This window comes from Sphingomonas bacterium (genome assembly GCF_028292945.1).
Classification (GTDB): Bacteria; Pseudomonadota; Alphaproteobacteria; order Sphingomonadales; family Sphingomonadaceae; genus Sphingomonas.
In genome coordinates this window covers 15,907-32,892 of record NZ_JAQGLJ010000088.1, presented here as the reverse complement: position 1 = coordinate 32,892, position 16,986 = coordinate 15,907, and the positions used below count along the sequence as shown (strand labels likewise).

The following is a 16,986-nucleotide window of genomic DNA, read 5'->3' as shown; positions in this document are numbered from 1 at the left end:
GTGCCACTCCATCCGCAGATCGCCGCCGTGACCGACCGGATCAGCGTCTGCTCGCGCCGGACCCATTCGCCTGCCCGCGATCGCCGCGGCGGCCGGCATCGTCTTCGACTGGACGGACCTGGACGCGCCGACAAGGGCGGAAGGCCCGAGACGATCGAGGATCGTGAGACCGACGCGTGACCCACGCGCCGTGAGCCCCGGTCGGACCGGGGGAGTGAAGCAAGCCGTAGGCTGTAGCAGAGGAGGCCAAGCTGGAGATCGTCGCAGCTGACATCGGCGGCACGCACGCGCGGTTCGCCATCGCGACCGTGAACGATGGCCGGGTCGAACGGATGGGAGAGGCCGTCACCCTGCCGACGGCCGACCACGCCAGCCTGCAGACGGCCTGGACCGCCTTTGGCGAAAGGCTGGGCCGCGCCTTGCCGCGAGCGGCGGGAATCGCGGTCGCCTCGCCCATCGGCGGCGACATCATCAAGCTGACCAACAATCCCTGGATCATCCGGCCCGCCCTGATCGGCGAACGGCTGGACATCGAACGTTTCGTGCTGGTCAACGACTTCGGCGCGGTCGCCCATGCCGTCGCGCGGCTTCCCGCCAGCGACTTCGTCCATCTCTGCGGTCCGGACGAGCCTCTGCCCGCCCACGGCGTGACGACGGTATGCGGGCCGGGAACGGGGCTGGGTGTGGCGCAGGTGGTTCGGCGCGACGACGGCTATCAGGTGATCGAGACGGAAGGCGGGCACGTCGACTATGCTCCGCTGGACAGCATCGAGGACGCCATCGTGGCGCGGCTTCGCCCCCTTTTCACGCGCGTGTCCACCGAGCGGGTCTGCTCGGGCCCCGCGATCGTGGCGATCTATGAAACGATTGCCGCGCTCGAGGGTCTGCCCGTCACGAGCCGCGGCGACCGGGCGATCTGGACCGGGGCGCTGTCCGGCACGGACCCGCTCGCGCTTGCGGCGCTCGACCGGTTCTGCCTGGCTCTGGGTGCGGTGACGGGCGATCTTGCCCTTGCGCATGGCGCCGATGGCGTCGTCGTCGCGGGCGGCCTGGGCCTGCGGCTGAGGCACCATCTGCTACGATCGGGATTTGGCGAACGCTTCGTGGCCAAGGGCCGGTTCAGGCCGGCGATGGCCCGTATCCCGGTCAGGATCCTGACCCACCCCCAGCCGGGATTGTTCGGCGCGGCCGCCGCTTTCGCCCAGCGACATAGCTGAGGGGCCTCGCGGCGTTGATCAGCCCGTTCGGGGCCGAGCGCCGAATGGAGATCGTCGGACGGCTGCGCGGGCGCGCGCTAAGCTACTGTCGCCCGAGGCCGGGGACACGGCGGGCGGCCACCGGAATGCGGATGCCTCGCCGATCTGCCGCCCACTCCAGTGGTCTCGGCCGGCGACCAGCTTCGCCAGGCAAAATCGAAGGCTGACCGGACTGACCTCCGCCCAGAGCGCCCAGGCAAGGAGGGTGGCGGTCGTGAAGTTCAGTCGCAGTTCGCCTTTGGTGAGGATGCGGCGGAGCATGCCGGGGCGCCGTCCGGCCCATACGAGCGTCGAGCCGAGCGACACGAACACCTGCGGCAGCAACTTGCCAGGTCCGACGGCGGCGCTGCGCGGCGGCATTCGAAGCGTGCGCCGGAACATCCGGTCGATCGAATCCTCAACGACATCGCGCGACGAAGTCAGCCGCGTGCTGAGCGCCGATGCGCGGTGCTGGTACAAGGCGGCCGGTAGCACCAGGAGGTTGCCGTGATCCCCCATGCGGCCGTAAAGGTCGAGGTCCTCCCAGAAGTCGGCCCCCTGCCGATAGCCTCCGCAGCCATCGAAAGCCTGGCGCCGGAACATGATCGATCCGTGGGTGAAGGGCGCGAACGGGGAACGCCGGCGAAGCGACGATCGGTCGCGAGGCCGGACGCGGCGTCCACTTTCGTCGATCCCCTCCCACAGCGAGGCGACAAGGCAAGTCCCTGGGTTCCTCTCGAGCACCTCGACCTGCTGGCGAAGGCGGTCGGGGTGCGAGATGTCGTCACCGTCCATGCGTGCGACGAGCGGCGCGCGAGACTCCTCGACGACGAAGTTGGAGCTGCCGGCGGGGCCGAGACGGTCCTTACGCTCGAACAAGCGGATGCGTTTGTCCTTGCCGGCGAGTTCGCGCAGGATTTCGGTGGTGCCGTCCGTGGACCCGTCGTCGAGGATGAGGAACTCGAAGTCGCGGAAGCTCTGGTCGAGAATGCTGGCGACGCTCCTCGCCACGAACGGAGCGAGGTTTCGCACCGGCATCACCACGCTCAACTTCGGAGCCGGGCCGCAGCCCGGTTGCACGTGCGACAGCTTCAACGAACATTCCCCTCGAGGCCCCCGCCCCAAGGCAGCCGCAAACTCGATCTAGATCAAGAATGCAGGAGCGCAAAGCGTGACGACGGACGTGTAGAAGCCGGACCAGCCGCTGCCGGCCCGCCGCTCATCGCGAGCGGGGCCGGTGGCGCATGCCCAGCAGCCGTGCCAGCTTGCCCGCGAAGCGGCGACCCTCCCGGACAGCGGGCAGCGCGATCAGCCGCCGTGCATCCGCGAGGCTCTGCAGGAAGCGCGCGCGGAAAAGCACGATCAGCAGCGTGGCGATGATCCAGTCGGGCGGATGCCGGGCGGCCGTGCCGGCGAGCAGCGCCACCGGGAGGAAGACGTCGTAATATTCGTGCATCACGATCTGATCGAGCGGCCGCCCGGCCGTCAGCGCCGGCCGCACGCTCCACCGCCGTGCCCTGCGAGCCGCCAGGACGGCATAAAGGCCGAGAGCGACGATTGGGAGAATCCATCCCAGCAACGCCAGAACGACCGCGAGACCCGCAGCCTCGATCGGGAAGACGGCCATTGCGGTCACCCGTTCCGTCGCGGCGCGGCTGCGGCGGGCGGCGAAGGTATTGCTCCGCGCGCGGAGGTCCGCGTCACGGTCGCGGAGCTGATGCGACAGGTTGCCGCGCAGGCCATAGGCGAGCGCCCAGGCGGACATTGCGCAGAGCCACAGCGGATCGGGCGCGACGCCGGCTGCGGCGTAGGCGGCGAGTACGGCAGTCAGCGTGGGGAAGAGCTGCGCGCCCGCGCCGTCGGCGACGACCCCCGCCAGGCCCCGGCATTTGAGGCGGATCGGCGGCACCGAGTACAGCGTGAAGGACAGCCACGCGGCACCGTAGCAGGCAAGCAGCACCTCCTGATGGCGCCATATCCAAACGAAGACCAGGCCGCCCGCGAGGCTGAGGGAAATGGCCCCGGCACGCTGGAGCGACGTTCGATCGGCCATCCGGTTCGGCTTGGCGGCGGCCGCATCGGCAGCGATGTCGGTGACGTCGTTGACGATGCTGACATAGGCGGCGCCCGGTACGAGCGAGCCCAGCACGGTCAGCAGCGCGAGCCAGTGGGGTGCGACGCCCTCGCCGAGCAGCGCCAGGGTCAGCAGGAAGCCGCACAGGATGGAAGCCAGCTTGTGGCCCCACCACTCGCCTGCACGGGTCACCACCGCGACACGGCCGAGCTTCAAGCGGAGCGACATCGAACTCGGCACCCCTCGGAGGCGTCTTTGAAGCGAACGGGACGCGGCGACACTGGCATACCCACCCGCGCGCGCCAATGGGCTTCCGCCTCCGCCAGCGATCGCCTAGGGCCGGCCGGGGAGTCCACGGGCTCCGGGGATGCGGCTTTGAGTTTACGATTTGCGTTCGTCAGCAGCAACTTCAGCTGGGGCGGCAGCGAGACATTGTGGAGCGAGACCGCGGCAGAGCTCGCTCGCCGCGGTTGCACCGTCACGGCCTACAAGAACCGCCTTGCGCGTCGGGACGGTAACGTTGCGACACTGGAGGCGCTGAAGGTGAAGCGGCGCGAACTTGCGCGTTTCCCGGGACTTCCCAACCAGCTCTTTTCACTGGTCGGGCGGATCAGCCCTTATTTCAGCCATGGCTACCAGGCGCTGCGCCTCCACGCATCGTTTGCTGTCTCGCGAAGGCACGATCTCATCGTGCTCTCCCAGGGCGGCAACGCCGACGGCTGGCTGCTCGGCGCCGTCTGCCGGCGCGGTCGCGCGCCTTACGTCGTCATCTCCCAGAAGGCGACCGACCTCTACTGGCCTCAGGACGATTGGCAGACGCAGCTGCGGTCCCTGTACCGCGGCGCGCGGCACAGCTTCTTCGTGTCGCACCACAATCGGGTGCTGACCGAGGAGCAGATAGGCGAGCGGATTCCCCGTGCGTCCGTCGTCCGCAACCCGTTTCTGGTCCCGCCCGAAGCGCCGATCCCCTGGCCAGCGGATGGTGCCGAAGTGCGTCTGGCGTGCGTCGGACGGCTTTACCCCAAGGAAAAGGGGCAGGATCTGCTACTGCGCGTTCTGGCTCGAAAGAAGTGGCGCGACCGCCCGCTGTCCGTCACCTTCTTCGGAGAGGGCGAGCAGCGCGCCGGACTGGAATCGATGGCGCGGCTGCTCGGGCTGGACCGCGTGCGCTTCGCGGGCTTCACCTCCGACGTCGCCGCGATCTGGGCGGACCACCATGGGCTGGTGCTCCCGTCGCGGGCCGAAGGACTCCCACTCGTGCTGGTCGAAGCGATGATGGCCGGCCGTGTCGCGGTCGTGACGGACGTCGGCGGCAATGCCGAGGTGATCGACGACGGGCGCACCGGCTTCATCGCGGATGCGCCGACCGAAGCAAGCTTCGACCGTGCGCTCGAGCGTGCCTGGGAACGCCGCGGCGAGTGGCGCGGCATCGGCACGGCGGCGGCGGCGGAAATCCGCACCCTCGTGCCGCCCGACCCGGCCGCCGATCTCGCCGACAGGCTGATGGCTCTCGCGACCGAACGGGACAGCGCCGGTGTTGCCGCCTGAGGGCCGGCTGGCGGCGGTCTGCTCGCGCGCCTTCCAGTAGCAGGACGGCATCATCCTGGCCGCGACGTTCCGCGCGTTCGATGCGATCTCGGCGACTATCTCGCGGGGTGGATCAGGCGCCCGAAGCGCGCGCGCGCGCAGGCTTCTCGGCGGCGCCGGGCTGACGCCGCTGCTGATCGAGGGCGACATCGGCCGGCCGGACACGATCTCGGCGCAGCTACACGCCCGCGGGCTGGACCTGCGCGATGCGCTCCATCTCCATGCCTTCGTCCACCACGACCGCCGCATCGACGGGGCTTCCGTCCCGCCTTCCTCGGCGAAAGCGTGGCGCTTTCATCGACCACGCCGGCGAGCCGCTTTCGGCCGAGGCGGTCGAGACCTCGAGCGAGGTTCACGAGATGGAAGCCGACGAGATCCTCGACATTCTCCGCGTGCCCTCCAACGGACGGGAGTTCCTGCCCGAGATCGAAGGGGACCCCCTCCCCCGCGCCTTGATCGCCGAGCCAATGACAGAGACGATCCTGCCCGCTCTGCGTGCGGGTCCGGCCGGCACGGGTATCGACGTCGGTGTCGAATGGACGTTCGGCCGCTACGCCGCCGCAGGTCGGGGGGATGCGGTCGACAGCTCCGAGCGATCCGTTTAGTCCTTTGTCGTGCGTGAAACCGTCCACACCGCCGCTGCCGCGCTGTCCCATCCACTGGCGTTCCTGATCGGCGCGCTCGCCGATGCCCGGAGAAGCCGGCGGATCGGCTGGCAGCTTTTCCGCACGGGCCTGAAGGCCGGTCGCCGCCGGCTGCTGATAGGCCATCTGTGGCTTATCCTGCCGGCTCTCGCGACGGCGGTGGTCTGCGTCGGCCTCCAGTCGGCCCGCGTCTTCACCGTCGGCGCGACGGAGCTTCCCTACGGGTTGCACGTCCTGACCGGCATCATCCTCTGGCAGACCTTCGTCGACGCGCTGAACGCGCCGCTGCAGGAACTCGAAGGGTCACGCCACATGATCGCGCGCAGCCGCATCCCGCACGAGGCCTTGTTCGTCGCCGGCCTGAGCCGGGTCGCGCTCAACTGCATGGTAAGGCTGTTGCTGCTCGGCATTGCAGTGGCGGCGATGCACGGGGCGCCGTCCTGGGCGGCGCTTCCGCTCCTGCCCGCGGCCATGCTCGTGCTCGTGCTCATGGGAACCGCGCTCGGCCTCGCGCTGGCGCCCTGGGGGCTGCTCTACGGCGATGTGCGCCACGGGATGCCGGTCGCGCTCAGCCTCGGCTTCGTCCTGACGCCGATCTTCTACCCGGCGCCCGAGGGGGGGCTGCTCAGCTTCAATCCGCTCGTCCCCGCCATGGCGACGGCGCGGCGCTCGATCCTGGCGCCCGAATTCGCCGGCTCCTTCGCGGCCACGGCCGTCGCGGCGGCATTCGGCTGCGTCGCGGCATGGCTGGTCTATCGGCTCGCCCAGCCGCATGTCGTCGAGACGCTCGGTTGACCCGCCGCCCATGAAGCCGCCGCTCCGCCGGTCGCTCCCGGACGCGCCGTTCCTCGTCCGCGCCTGGATCGGCGTGCGGGCATTCGGGCCGCTGATGCGCGACGTCACCGACCCCCATTACGGGCCGCTCTTTCAGGAGAGCCTCGACGGCAAGGTCTATTCGCGCGCGGCGTTCCGGCTCGGCGGCTCCGAAGGCGGGCGGCGCTTTCTCACCCAAAGGCCATCGCTTGCCGTCGGCGACGTCGACCTCGCTGCGCTGCGAACCCTCCCCCCGGGCAGCCTCGGCCGCGAATATGCACTGTTCTTCACCCAGCCCGGCGTGCAGCCGCTCGTCGCGGCGCCCAGGGATCTCAGCGATAGCCAATATCTCGCCAAGCGGATGCGCGAGACGCACGACCTCCACCATCTACTCACCGGTTACGGGATCGACACGGTGAGCGAGCACGAACTGCAGGCGTTTCAATACGGTAATCTCGGCACGCCGACATCGTTGCTGACGCTGGTAGCGACCCTTCACCGCCGATATCCGCTTCCCCGGGCCGGCTATCTGCGGCGACTTCGTAACGCCTATCGCCGGGGGCGTGCGGCCGCGCCGCTCACCGACATCCATTGGGAGCGTTTCTGGGAGACGCCGCTGGACCAGGTCCGGTGCCGGTATCTCGCCGCTGCGTCCGAGCGGGCGTCGCGATGAGCAGCCTCGCACGGGCCGGCCAGGTAGCGCGGCGCTATGCCGGCGCGGCTCGCCGGCGGATCGCCGCCTGCGCGAGACTCGAATACCCTGCCGAACGCGTCCTGTTCCTCTTCTGCGGCAAATCCCACGCGTGGCGGGACGCCGGACCGCGACTCTACTGGCACGGGCCGGTCTTTCGGGCGGGGATCGACGCCTCCGACGCGACCGTCGGGCGGATCGCAGGCTTTTCCCGCCGCGTTATCCCGCTGGCGGTCGGCGCGCTGATCCGCGCGCCGGATCGACGCGTGATCCAGCCGCCCGAGACGATCGACCTTTTCGCTACGCTGACGGCTCGCGTTCCAACGAGCTTGATCGTCGGGACATGACAATCCTGACCGGCAACAGTGACATCGTGCAGCGGCTGGAAAGCGACGAGGACCAGGCAAACGAGCCGGTGCTGCGGGTCTCGGGGCTAGGGAAGAAATACTGCCGGGACGCCTCCCTGGCGCTCCGATACGCGGCAGCGGACATCGTCCGCGAGCTGACGCCGTGGCGCGCCACGGCCTCACCGCGCCGACGGGAGTTCATGGCGCTCGACGAGGTCGGCTTCGAACTAGGCCAGGGCGAGGCGCTCGCCGTCCTCGGCGTGAACGGTGCCGGCAAGACGACGTTGCTCAAGACGGTGTATGGGCTCCTGAAGCCGACGCGCGGCAGCATACATGTGCGCGGGTCGATCGGCGCGATCATCGATCTGGGCGCCGGTCTCAGCCCGCTCCTGACCGGCCGCGAAAATGTTGTGCTCGGCGCAGCTCTTGCCGGCCTGCGCGGGGCGGCGGCGCGGAGGCTGCTCGACGATGTGATCGCCTTCGCCGAGCTGGAACGGGCGATCGACGGACCGTTGCAATCCTACAGCACGGGTATGCGCGCGCGTCTCTCCTATGCCCTCGCAACGCATCTCAGGCCCGACCTGCTGCTTGTCGACGAGGTACTCGCGGTCGGCGACATCCACTTTCAGCGAAAATGTATCGATCACATGCGCGCCTATCTGCGCGATGGCGGCTCGCTGCTGTTCGTGTCGCACAACGTCGCTCAGATCCACGCCGTCTGCACGCGCGGACTGCTTCTCGACGCCGGCAAGCCGGCCTTCCTCGGGAGCGCCGTCGAGGCGGTAAGCCGCATGTTCGAGGCGAGGCTGCGCGCCCCGGCGCAGGGCGCGCCGCCGGCTGCGGACGGGCCAGTGTGCATCACCGCCCTGGTCGCGGAAGCGGCCGCAGGCGCGGAGCCGAAGGTGGGCGAGCCGCTTCGGATCCGGCTTCGGTACATGGCCCGGGAAGCGCACTCGGCGATCTGGGGTTTTTCCATCTGGACGGAGGATCTCGCGACCTGCGTCACGGCCGCACACGACATGCGGCCGCGCATTGTCGGCCCCGGTGCCGGCGAGCTTGTTTGCGTGCTCCCGCGGCTTCCGCTTGTCCCCGGCCGCTACGCCCTTCGCGCCGTCGTCGTCGCGGAAGAGGCGCGCCACCCGCTGGCGCGCTGGGGCTGGGAGAACGACCCGCAGCCGATCATCATCGGCGGCGACCCCGACCTTTTCAACATCTTTGCGATGGCGATGGGGCAACTCGTAAGGACGGACGTTGAATGGGAGTGAGCGTCCAGAGGCATGATCAGGCGTCGAGGAAGTAGTCGCAGGCGTAGCGCTGGTAGAACGGACGACCGCGCAAGCTCTTTGCCTGTCCGCGAAACCGCTCGAGCAACGTTTCGGGAACCAGCTCGGCCGTGACCGGCGACGCCGGCCGAAGCCGCTGCAGCAATCCCGTGAGGGGCCGCCACCGGTTTGCCATTGCGCCATCGACATAGCGGCGAAGCAGACGCCCTCTCAGCCCTCCGCCTATCGGCAATCGGGCCAGCGCGCGGGCCAGCCGCGGATACCAGCGCAGCTCGGTGGCGGAGAGGGAGGTGTTCACCCGCGCGGCGGGGAGCGGATGCGGACGCAGGCCCAGCCAGTCGACGAGCGCGCCCGCGAACTGCTCCCGATCGTCGCGCAGCAACTCGTAAGGAAGCGTCAGGACGTTGTCGCGGCCGAAGGCAGCCTCGTACAGCCCGACCACGTGATCATAGTTCCACGGATTGTCGCCTGCCGGCCGGGCGAGCAGTGCTTCGAAATCCTCGCTCCCGCCGCTCCTCAGATATTGCGAATAGGAGGAGAGGATCATCGCGCGAAAGCCGCGGGTGACGATCAGGATCCTTGCCTGCGGCGCGATGGCGGTGACGAGAGCGCATGCGGCAGCCTGGAGGTGGCGGTGCGTGGCCGTTCTCTGGTCGTAATCGATCATCGCCGATCCGCTTGCCGGCGGCGGCGCGCTCAGCCCTTCGGCGCTGGTGACGCGGTAGAGAAATCGGCCCGCTGGCTCGTTCGCCGCGTCCACCATGTCGAGCACGCTGCCAAACCCGGCGATGCCCCACTGCCGGAACGCCAGTTGTGGATGTTCCTCGAACCAGCGCTGCAGCAGCTTGGAGCCGGTTTTCGGAAAGCCGACATGGACAAGATGGCCGGTCATGAATCCGCATCCAGCCAGCGGGCGAGGGCCTCGAGCGCAAAGCCGGTCGTGAGTTCTTCCGAACCCCATCTCGGCGTGTCCGGGTGAGGCGCTCCGAAGCCGCCGCGCGCAAGCCGAGGCCGCCCGCCATGATAAAGCGCCGCGCGGGGCCAGCCGCCGGATGCGAGCTGCGCGGCCAGCAGGGATCGGATGGCGTCCTCGGACGGGCGGACCCGCCAGCGCAGCAGCGCGCAGGCTGCGAAGGCGGCCTCCAGTGCCGTTGCAGGCGCCGCGTTCGCCAGGCGTTCGACGACGATCCTCCCCGCTTCTTCGGACCGGCCCGCCAGAGCGCGCGAGAAGAAGTACCAGATCGCGAACGGATTATCGTACCACTTGTCGCAATCCCGCTCGGCGCCTGCGCGCAGGACGGCGAGAAGATGCTCCACGATCGCCTCGCTGCCCTGGTGGTCTCCGAGGTGGAAAAGACAGTTGGCGTTGACCACCGAGTCCACATCCCGGGGGGCGGCGGACGTGCGCTGAAAGAACAGGAACAGCGTCAGCGGATGGCGAAGCTGATGAAGGGCGACGCGGGCATGGGCGGCGCCGGCCCAGCGCGCCCGCGGCGTCAGCCAGGTGAAGAACAGGCCCCGCGCGTCGCGGTTGGCGAGAAGCAGGGCGCGATGGTCGGGGAAGACGCGCCCGCCCGCCTGCAGCGCCGAGGCCGCACAGCTCGTGTCGTCGAGATCTGGCGGAAGCTGTCGGTGATAGGGATGGGCGCGGGGCCAGTGGCGCCAGAGCCCGTCCCCGTCCATCTCGGCGAGCAGAAAGTCGAGCGCACCGCTCAGCGCCGCCGCCGCTTCATCGACCACGGCAAGAGACTGGGCGATCAGCGCCGTCGGGAAGATCGACGGATCGGGCGCGCAGCCTTCCTTCATTTCCGGATCGGTGGAGGTGAACACCTGGAACTCGCCGCTCGCCAGCTGCGCCCCTGAGAGGAATTCCGCGCCTCTGCCGATCGCGTCACGAATGTCGCCCGACAAAGTCATCGCGCTGCCGTCCCGCCCGCGCGGGAACGAGACCGGCGGCGTTTGCGTACCGATGCCGTAAGCTCGGCCGCGGCGGCACGCATCAGCGGGATCGTGGCCTCGAACATCCGCATCTGGTCGGATCGCCCGGGATCGAACACGTTGTAGGGCCGCTGCTCGTCACCAATCCGCTCTATCCAGCCGGTCCCCCAGACTGCATGAGCGAAGGCATCGGTTCGTCGTTCCGCATCCGCCACGAGCCGCCTGTGGCGAGCGTCCATACCCCAGAAGGGTCGCTCTTCGAGCCCGCGGCCGATCGCTCGAAGCCGTGCGCTCACGCGCCACCGTAGTGCGGCGGGCATCGACCCCAGTTCCCCCGAGATGGTTCGGATGGCTTCGAGCGCAACCGGTCCCAGGCTGCCGTTCGCACGCGGCTCGGCCAGGCTCGGCTCGTCGAGGCGGAGTGCGCTTGCAAGGTCATGCACTATGCCTCGGCGTGCGCGCGCATCATAGGGCCGCACCTCCAGCAGAACGTCTTCGCGCCCGGCCAGCTCGAGGAACCGGTCATAGTGCAGGTACGCACCGTCGTTCCACGAGGCGAGAAATTCCGGAAAAGCGGGCCCGCCATGTTCCATGCCGCCGATGACTTCCGAATAGCCCGAATTCGCAAGCGCCACCGGAGAGCGCAGGTACAGGAGCAGGGTCACCTGCCCCACGCCCGCCGCACGGAAGAAGTCGATCAGGCCGTGCCCGCCGCCGGCGAGAATCACCTCCGTCGCCGTTTCCGACGAAATCAGCAGCGTCGAATTCGTGGCGCGGGCGATCTCGGCACTCAGAAGCAAATGCCTCGCCCTTGCCCGCAGGCCGCGACGAGCCAGGATCAGCCGGTGATGATCGCCCGCCAGAGACTGGCCGGCCCGGACGACGTGCACGCCCTGCCTCGCCAGCGAGAGCGGAGCTCCACTCAGGAAGGCCTGAAAGGACGTGCTGCCCGTCTTGTGCTGGCCGGCGTGAAGCACGAGCGATGGCCGCCGCGGCGCACGCGCGATCCAGTGGGGAACGGCGGCTGCGACGCTACTCATGTCTTTGGCAATGGCAAGCACCCGCCGCGTGGACCGTTGGAGGACGCCTCGCACTTTCATCCCTATCGAAGCTGGCCAAGGGGTCACACGACCACGGCCAGCCGGATTGCCGTCGGCGCAAGCGCCGCAATGGCACGGCGACCATGCCTCCTGGATAGAGCCCGATCAAGGCCGCCCTGCGCCGCGAGACAGCGACTTGCCCGACATCGGCAGGATCTCGACCTCGGCACCGTCGCGGAACACCAGGGCGCGAAAGCCGTCCCACCTGCGTTCGAACTGCCCGCCGGGGCCGGGCCGAGGCGCTGGATGGATACCGACAGCTACCGGGCGGGAGAGCGGCCGAGCGATAAGCTCTTTAGTGCCGTTCAGCACTGGTGTGTTTGGATCGACAGCGTGAAAGGCCCACCTGCGGACGTTCAGACCGCCCTCGACGGTTCCTGAGAACGGCCACTCGCTCAGGTGCGATCCCCGTCTCGGGAAGTCCCGGTTTCAACACTACCGCCGGAGACAGCATAGTGAAACATTCGGCGGCACTAGCAATGTCACATCCGTTTGAATGGCAGAGCGCATCGGACCTCATCTGCGATCCATGCTCCCCCACCCGCTTGTCAGCGGCAACGAGTAATCATCTGCTACGGTATCGCGAGGGAACGATGTTGTAGCGTGCCAGCTTGTCGTAGAAGGTTTTGCGAGGGATGCGCAGTTCATCGACCGCTGCCTTGACCTTGCCGCCGTGCCGCGCGAGCGTGCGCGCGATAAGGTCCGCTTCAAACGTGGCGACCTGCTGGGGCAGGGTGGCCTTCTCCAAAGCGGGCGCTGCAGGTTCACGCGCGCTCGCGCCGATCACGATTTCGTAGGCGTAGCTGCGAAGCTCCCGGACATTGCCGGGCCATTGATGCTGCCGCAAGCGCAGGTGGGCGGCCATGTCCGGTTCAAAGTCAGGCTTGCTTAGCGTCGCCCTGGCTTCGGCCAGAAACATTGCGAACAGTGCGTGACAATCGTCGTCGCGCTCGCGCAGCGGCGGTACCCGAAGTCGTACGGTCGCGAGGCGGTAATAAAGATCCTCGCGAAATCGCCCCGCGCGCGCTTCTTCGTGCAGATCGGACTTGGCGGTCGCGACGATGCGCAGGTCGAGTGCGACCGGGCGGGCAGCGCCGATCGGGTGAACTTCGCGTTCCTCGATCACGCGCAGCAGTGTTGCCTGAAGCGCGAGCGGCATGCTGTCGATCTCGTCGAGCAGTAGGGTGCCGCCGTTCGACGCCGCGATTTGGCCGACCCGCGACAGCCGCGTCTGCGGCACGCTGTCCGCAGCATGGCCGAACAGTTCGGCTTCGGCGGTGGCTTCGGCGAGAGCGCCGCAGTTGACCGCGACGAACGGTCGGCCACGCCGCCGGCTTTCAAAATGCAGGAGCCGAGCGACCAGCTCCTTGCCGGTTCCGGTCTCGCCTTCGAACAGCACGTCAAGGTCAGTCACCGCAATCTGCCGGACGGACTGGCGCAACGTGGTCATCGCGGGGCTGTCGCCGATCAGCGCATCGCCCGCCTCGAGCTGCGCCATCGTAAGTCGCAAGCGGCGATTGTCGAGCACGAGCGTTCGCCGCTCCAGCGCGCGGCGGATGCTGGCGATCAGATGGCCGGTCGCGAACGGCTTGGTCAGGAAATCGCTTGCGCCGTCGTGCAGCGCCTTCACCGCCATGGACACATCGCCGTGCCCGGTCACGAGAATGACGGGAATCTCGGCATCGATCGACCGGACGCGCGCGAGAAGTTCGTGGCCGTCAATTTGCGGCATGCGGATGTCAGAAACGACCACGCCGTCGAACGAGGGGTCGATTGCGCCGATCGCCTTCGCCGCGTTCCCAAAGGCCGTGACGGCATGACCTGCGAGCACCAGCGCCTGCTCCGTCGCGACCCGCAGCGGTTCGTCGTCCTCCACCAAAATAACGCGCGGAAGGAAGTCGGTCATGCCGCGGGCAGTGTCAGGACAAAAGTAGCGCCACCGCGCGATCGCTGCTCGTGCCGCAGATCGCCGTTAAACTCGCGCGCGATGTTGCGCGCGATCGCCAGCCCCAGTCCCAGGCCGCCCGGCGTGGCCGATGTGAACGGTGTGAACAGTGTGTCGACAATCGCCGGGTCGACGCCGGTACCGTCGTCGCTGATTTCGATCAGAGCAACTTCGCCCGTCCGGGCGACCGTCATCCGCACGCGGCCGGCACCAGCCGACGCGACCGCGTCCAGCGCGTTCTGTAGGAGGTTGACCAGGATCTGCTCGATCCGCACGCGCTCGCCTTTAAGTACCAAGCCCTGCAGCTCAGGCGAGATATCCATCGCAACGGCTGCGATCCGCTCGCCCATCAGCATCCTCACGCCATCAAGCACCGACGCGAGCGTGGCCTGGTCGCTCCCTGCGACACGCTTGCGGGCATAGCCCTTAAGCTCGGCGGTGATGCCGCCGATGCGGTCGGCAAGGTCGACGATGCGGCCGAGATTTTCGCGCGCCGCGCTCATAGCACCCCGCTCGACCAGGATTGCGCCGCTTTCGGCAAAGGTGCGGATAGCGGCCACGGGCTGGTTGATCTCGTGCGCGACGCCGGCCGTGATCTGCCCCAGCGTGCCAAGCCGGTTGGCCTGGGCAAGCTCTTCGCGAGCAAGGCGGTAGCGGCGATCCGCCTCCGCCCGCTCGTCGGACTCGATGGTCAGTCGAGCATTGGCCTCGCTGAGCTGCCGAGTTCGGCGGACGACTTCGTGTTCGAGCGCGATGCGCGCCTGTCCCTGCAGGCGGCGCGTGTCCGCCGCGCGCAGGGCCAGGCCGGCGATGATGCCGAGCACCAGCAGCGCGCCCAGACCCCATAGCAGGGCCTGCGTGCGGGCGGCGGCGATAGGTCCGTCGAGGGGCGTGATATGATACAGCTGCCCTCCGGCGAACGGCGCGGTCTGCACAGCCACGCGATAGGCTTGCGCAACCCCGTTGACCGTCGCGACCGCGTCGGCTGCTGCCATCCGTATTGGTGCGCGCACGGGCGGATCGGCACCGAACTGCCGTGAACGACGCGCCCCGGCGAGCATTGCGGGATCCATTTCGTTGATCGTGCGGAAGCGCCAGCGGGGCAGGCTGGTGATGAGGATTACCCCCGCTGCATCGGTGACGAAGCTCGCACCGGGCATGCGCGCCCATGCGGCTTCGACCGCGTCGAACTCGACCTTGATAACGACCACGCCGAGCCGGCGGGTGCCGCGGTCGACGCGCCGCGCGAGATAGAGACCCGGGCGTCCGCTGACCGTGCCGAGCGCGAACAGCTCCGCTGACCCTGACCGCATCGCATCGCGAAAATAAGGACGGAACGCATAGTTCTGACCCTCGAAGCTGGTCGGTTCGCGCCAGTTGCTTGCCGCGACCGTTCGCCCGGTCGGGTCGATCGCATAAAGGTTCGCGGCGTCCGTACGGCTGGCAAGAAGCTCCAGTGTACCATTCAAAGCATTTCGCGCCGTAAGATCGCCGGTGAGGGCGGCCGCCACGTCGGGATATTCGACGAGTACCAGTGGCAGCAGTCGAAATTTCTGGAGCTCGCTCGCCAGGAGCGCCCTGTGTCCGCGGACGGCCTGTTCACCCGCGGCATCGGCGATCGCGCTGGCATAGCCCCGCACCCATCCCATTCCGACCCAGATTGATCCGCCAAGCAGCGCGATCGCTGCGAGGATCGCCACCGCGAACCCCCTACCGGGCCAAGAGAAGGGCAGCTTCATGTCCGAAGTCTCGCACAGATCTCGGCGTTTGTGTATGGAATTCCACACACTCGCAATACCAGCCTCTAAGTACCCCTGGGCTTTGTGGCGTGTTCTCAGCAGTTTATCAGATCCACAAATTCAGTGGTCGATTTTTGCGGACCCCTTAATGCCGTCGCAGAACTCCGCGCACGGAGCAGGCCTCAGCGCCTCAGGGAGAGGATGGATTGATGGCGGTCCGACCGCGCGTACCCGACGTTCAAACGTTAGCCGCCGTACCTTTCTACCGTCACCTCTACGTCCAGGTGCTTGTCGCGATCGCCGCCGGAGTGCTGCTCGGGCATTTCTGGCCGACGACCGGCGAGGCGCTGAAGCCGCTCGGCGATGGCTTCATCAAGCTGGTCAAGATGATTATCGCCCCGGTGATCTTCCTGACCGTCGTCACCGGCATCGCGGGCATGCGCGAGCTGGCGGCGGTGGGCCGCGTGGCCGCCAAGGCGATGGCCTATTTCCTGTTCTTCTCAACGCTGGCGCTGGTGGTCGGTCTCGTCGTCGCCAATGTCGTGCAGCCGGGCGCGGGCATGAACATCGACCCGGCGACGCTCGATGCCGGCGCGATCAACGACTATACCGCCAAGGCGCAGGATTCGACGATCACCGCGTTCCTGCTGGCGATCATCCCGACGACTATGGTGTCGTCGCTGACCGACGGGTCGATCCTGCAGACGCTGTTTGTCGGGATCCTGTTCGGTGTGTCGTTGAGTCTGGTCGGCAAGCCCGCCGAGCCGGTGCTCGCCATGCTCGAGCGCCTGACGCTGGTTGTATTCCGACTGGTCGGCATCTTGATGAAGGTGGCACCGATTGGCGCGTTCGGCGCGATGGCGTTCACCATTGGCAAATATGGTGCGGGCAGTCTCGTCAATCTCGGCGCTTTGGTGGCGACCTTCTACTTCACCTCGCTGTTGTTCGTCGTCGTAGTGCTCGGCGCCGTGGCATGGGCTCACGGCTTCTCGATCTTCAAGCTGATCGCGTATCTTAAAGCCGAATTGCTGCTGGTGCTGGGCACGTCGTCGTCCGAAGCCGCGCTGCCGAGCCTGATCGGCAAGCTGGAGCGTGCCGGCTGCGACAAGGGCGTGGTCGGGCTGGTGGTGCCGACCGGCTATTCGTTCAACCTCGACGGCACCAACATCTACATGACGCTTGCCGCGCTGTTCATTGCGCAGGCGACCGGGATCGAGCTGAGCTGGGGCGAGCAAGCGGCGCTGCTGGGCGTGGCAATGCTGTCGTCCAAAGGCGCGGCAGGGGTCACGGGTGCGGGCTTCATCACGCTCGCCGCGACGCTGTCGATCGTGCCGTCCGTGCCGGTCGCGGGCATGGCACTGATCCTAGGCGTCGACCGCTTTATGAGCGAATGCCGCAGCCTCACCAATTTCATCGGCAATGCGGTCGCCGCCATCGTCGTCGCGCGCTGGGAGGGCAAGCTCGACCGCGCGCGCCTCACCGAGACGCTTAACGACCGACGCGTCAGCGACGCCGAAACCATCGACGAAGACGATGCCCTCGTGACCATCGACGAAGACGAGGCCCTGGTAACCGTCAACTGACGGCCAG

General features: G+C 67.8%; 16 protein-coding genes. 9 read left to right on the top strand and 7 right to left on the bottom strand.

Annotated elements, in window-relative coordinates:
• Nucleotides 1–180 carry a hypothetical protein gene (locus JWN21_RS10125; protein ID WP_299649287.1) on the top strand — a complete coding sequence of 60 codons (180 nt, stop codon included), beginning with the start codon at nucleotides 1–3 and terminating at the stop codon, nucleotides 178–180.
• Between the two features lie 71 nt (nucleotides 181–251).
• Nucleotides 252–1,217 carry a glucokinase gene (locus tag JWN21_RS10120; protein WP_299649336.1) on the top strand — a complete coding sequence of 322 codons (966 nt, stop codon included), beginning with the start codon at nucleotides 252–254 and terminating at the stop codon, nucleotides 1,215–1,217.
• A gap of 18 nt (nucleotides 1,218–1,235) precedes the next feature.
• Here the strand turns inward: JWN21_RS10120 and JWN21_RS10115 are convergent, their stop codons facing one another.
• On the bottom strand, nucleotides 1,236–2,330 hold the full coding sequence (locus JWN21_RS10115; RefSeq protein ID WP_299649284.1) for a glycosyltransferase family A protein: 1,095 nt from the start codon (nucleotides 2,328–2,330) through the stop codon (nucleotides 1,236–1,238).
• Nucleotides 2,331–2,454: 124 nt separating this feature from the next.
• Nucleotides 2,455–3,537: a UbiA family prenyltransferase gene (locus tag JWN21_RS10110; RefSeq protein WP_299649281.1), complete on the bottom strand. Its 1,083-nt coding sequence runs from the start codon at nucleotides 3,535–3,537 to the stop codon at nucleotides 2,455–2,457.
• Between the two features lie 27 nt (nucleotides 3,538–3,564).
• Here JWN21_RS10110 and JWN21_RS10105 point away from each other — a divergent pair, with 27 nt between their 5' ends.
• The 6 genes from JWN21_RS10105 (at nucleotide 3,565) to JWN21_RS10080 (ending at nucleotide 8,656) form a co-directional block, all read left to right on the top strand.
• Nucleotides 3,565–4,857 carry a glycosyltransferase family 4 protein gene (locus JWN21_RS10105; protein ID WP_299649278.1) on the top strand — a complete coding sequence of 431 codons (1,293 nt, stop codon included), beginning with the start codon at nucleotides 3,565–3,567 and terminating at the stop codon, nucleotides 4,855–4,857.
• A gap of 245 nt (nucleotides 4,858–5,102) precedes the next feature.
• Nucleotides 5,103–5,501 (top strand): hypothetical protein, encoded by a 399-nt coding sequence (locus tag JWN21_RS10100; protein WP_299649275.1) that lies wholly within the window; start codon nucleotides 5,103–5,105, stop codon nucleotides 5,499–5,501.
• 9 nt (nucleotides 5,502–5,510) lie between these two features.
• Nucleotides 5,511–6,335 (top strand): hypothetical protein, encoded by an 825-nt coding sequence (locus JWN21_RS10095; protein WP_299649272.1) that lies wholly within the window; start codon nucleotides 5,511–5,513, stop codon nucleotides 6,333–6,335.
• Nucleotides 6,336–6,345: 10 nt separating this feature from the next.
• On the top strand, nucleotides 6,346–7,026 hold the full coding sequence (locus tag JWN21_RS10090; RefSeq protein WP_299649269.1) for a Coq4 family protein: 681 nt from the start codon (nucleotides 6,346–6,348) through the stop codon (nucleotides 7,024–7,026).
• On the top strand, nucleotides 7,023–7,391 hold the full coding sequence (locus JWN21_RS10085) for a hypothetical protein (protein WP_299649266.1): 369 nt from the start codon (nucleotides 7,023–7,025) through the stop codon (nucleotides 7,389–7,391). Before JWN21_RS10090 ends, JWN21_RS10085 begins: the two co-directional genes overlap by 4 nt.
• A 26-nt stretch (nucleotides 7,392–7,417) precedes the next feature.
• The gene (locus tag JWN21_RS10080) at nucleotides 7,418–8,656 is read left to right on the top strand and encodes an ABC transporter ATP-binding protein (protein WP_299649264.1); all 1,239 of its coding nucleotides are present in this window, start codon (nucleotides 7,418–7,420) and stop codon (nucleotides 8,654–8,656) included.
• A gap of 16 nt (nucleotides 8,657–8,672) precedes the next feature.
• Here JWN21_RS10080 and JWN21_RS10075 read toward each other — a convergent pair whose 3' ends face one another.
• The 5 genes from JWN21_RS10075 to JWN21_RS10055 form a co-directional block, all read right to left on the bottom strand.
• A complete protein-coding gene (locus JWN21_RS10075; RefSeq protein WP_299649262.1) occupies nucleotides 8,673–9,566 on the bottom strand; it encodes a sulfotransferase in 894 nt (297 codons plus the stop codon).
• The gene (locus JWN21_RS10070; protein WP_299649260.1) at nucleotides 9,563–10,585 is read right to left on the bottom strand and encodes a hypothetical protein; all 1,023 of its coding nucleotides are present in this window, start codon (nucleotides 10,583–10,585) and stop codon (nucleotides 9,563–9,565) included. The genes JWN21_RS10075 and JWN21_RS10070 overlap by 4 nt, the downstream gene beginning before the upstream one ends.
• A gap of 2 nt (nucleotides 10,586–10,587) precedes the next feature.
• Nucleotides 10,588–11,652: a hypothetical protein gene (locus JWN21_RS10065; RefSeq protein ID WP_299649258.1), complete on the bottom strand. Its 1,065-nt coding sequence runs from the start codon at nucleotides 11,650–11,652 to the stop codon at nucleotides 10,588–10,590.
• 625 nt (nucleotides 11,653–12,277) lie between these two features.
• Nucleotides 12,278–13,618, bottom strand: coding sequence for a sigma-54 dependent transcriptional regulator (locus JWN21_RS10060; protein WP_299649256.1), 1,341 nt, complete (start codon nucleotides 13,616–13,618; stop codon nucleotides 12,278–12,280).
• On the bottom strand, nucleotides 13,615–15,357 hold the full coding sequence (locus JWN21_RS10055) for an ATP-binding protein (protein WP_299649253.1): 1,743 nt from the start codon (nucleotides 15,355–15,357) through the stop codon (nucleotides 13,615–13,617). Before JWN21_RS10055 ends, JWN21_RS10060 begins: the two co-directional genes overlap by 4 nt.
• Nucleotides 15,358–15,605: 248 nt before the next feature.
• On the opposite strand from JWN21_RS10055, the gene JWN21_RS10050 reads away from it, so the two are divergent.
• Nucleotides 15,606–16,979: a dicarboxylate/amino acid:cation symporter gene (locus JWN21_RS10050; RefSeq protein WP_299649250.1), complete on the top strand. Its 1,374-nt coding sequence runs from the start codon at nucleotides 15,606–15,608 to the stop codon at nucleotides 16,977–16,979.
• Nucleotides 16,980–16,986: the final 7 nt, after the last annotated feature.

What these genes read in the sequence shown, in the direction of transcription:
- JWN21_RS10110 (WP_299649281.1), bottom strand. Translation starts at nt 3,537, where the DNA reads ATGTCGCTCCGCTTGAAGCTCGGCCGTGTCGCGGTGGTGACCCGTGCA.
- JWN21_RS10100 (WP_299649275.1), top strand. Translation starts at nt 5,103, where the DNA reads ATGCGCTCCATCTCCATGCCTTCGTCCACCACGACCGCCGCATCGACG.
- JWN21_RS10090 (WP_299649269.1), top strand. Translation starts at nt 6,346, where the DNA reads ATGAAGCCGCCGCTCCGCCGGTCGCTCCCGGACGCGCCGTTCCTCGTC.
- JWN21_RS10085 (WP_299649266.1), top strand. Translation starts at nt 7,023, where the DNA reads ATGAGCAGCCTCGCACGGGCCGGCCAGGTAGCGCGGCGCTATGCCGGC.
- JWN21_RS10075 (WP_299649262.1), bottom strand. Translation starts at nt 9,566, where the DNA reads ATGACCGGCCATCTTGTCCATGTCGGCTTTCCGAAAACCGGCTCCAAG.
- JWN21_RS10065 (WP_299649258.1), bottom strand. Translation starts at nt 11,652, where the DNA reads ATGAGTAGCGTCGCAGCCGCCGTTCCCCACTGGATCGCGCGTGCGCCG.
- JWN21_RS10060 (WP_299649256.1), bottom strand. Translation starts at nt 13,618, where the DNA reads ATGACCGACTTCCTTCCGCGCGTTATTTTGGTGGAGGACGACGAACCG.
- JWN21_RS10050 (WP_299649250.1), top strand. Translation starts at nt 15,606, where the DNA reads ATGGCGGTCCGACCGCGCGTACCCGACGTTCAAACGTTAGCCGCCGTA.